Here is a 963-nt window from a genome sequence, read left to right as displayed (position 1 = left end):
TTTTTCCTGATCTTATTTTGATAAGGCTTTAAAATCTTCAAGGATTTTTCCAGCTTCCATAACAGCTGACGATATGTACTCTGGAGATACACCGGCTGCTTTAGCTGCATCTGAATCGTAATTTGCGAGGTACTTTTCATAATCTTGGGGCGTATATTGACTCTTTACTTCTTCAGCAGAAGCTTCGCCTGAAGGCAATACTAATCCAAGTGTAACAAAACTGATAATCATAAACAGAATCCATTTCCTCATTTTCACACTCTCCCTTGTATGATTTTGGTACCGAATTCACGTTAACATAGCTTGTATCTGAATATGAATAAAATAACAATATTTCAAATAAATTGAATAAAAATTCCTATGAGGTTGAACTTTTGATTGCGGGCATTTTTGCGGTCTTTATAGTGTGCGAAATACAGATATATCAATGTCTTAATATCATTTTGATTGGGAAGATGGTTTTAAAAATAGAGAAAGTAGCTGCGTGTTGCCGCAGCATACTTTCTTTGATTGAAAATTTGACACATAGAACAATTTGTTCATGTGTCAAATGCTGTGGAAGCAGCAAGGGTTTTTCTGATTTTCTGCCGATCTCTCATCGGCGGAAAAATCGGGTCGGCGGACAGCCGACAAGTGGCACGAACTTTCGATGCGATAGCGAGAATGAGAGAGCCACCAGCACCGCAGGTCGCACGTCCAAATTTGCCATGGGCATAATTTGGTGTAGTGCGTTACACCAAAGATAAACTTTGTGTTACCATAACCCCTATACAGTGGTCTGAATCGGGGGTTTTTCTCATGGCAAATTATGCGGTCATAAGGATGGAAAAATACAAAAAAGATAGATTGAATGGAACACAAAAACACAATCAGCGGGAGTTTCAAAAAAGCAAAAATGAAAATATATATCGGGAGCGGACGCACATAAATTATTATCTGGTGAACCAGAAACCGATTAGCGAT

The 963-nt window shown here is 38.5% G+C and carries 2 protein-coding genes; one reads left to right on the top strand and one right to left on the bottom strand.

Features of this window, described 5'->3' with window-relative positions:
• Nucleotides 1–12 precede the first annotated feature (12 nt).
• On the bottom strand, nucleotides 13–252 hold the full coding sequence (locus ACFWWQ_RS29610) for a hypothetical protein (protein ID WP_384602341.1): 240 nt from the start codon (nucleotides 250–252) through the stop codon (nucleotides 13–15).
• Nucleotides 253–726: 474 nt separating this feature from the next.
• Between ACFWWQ_RS29610 and ACFWWQ_RS29605 the strand changes: the two genes are divergently transcribed.
• On the top strand, nucleotides 727–963 hold a 237-nt coding region (locus ACFWWQ_RS29605), incomplete at its 3' end, for a plasmid recombination protein (protein ID WP_384602339.1).

The sequence above is a fragment of the Streptomyces sp. NPDC059080 genome (assembly GCF_042739975.1).
In the GTDB taxonomy this organism is placed as follows: domain Bacteria; phylum Actinomycetota; class Actinomycetes; order Streptomycetales; family Streptomycetaceae; genus Streptomyces; species Streptomyces benahoarensis.
Note: the sequence above shows the minus strand (reverse complement) of the source record. Positions and strands in the feature narration are given on the sequence as shown.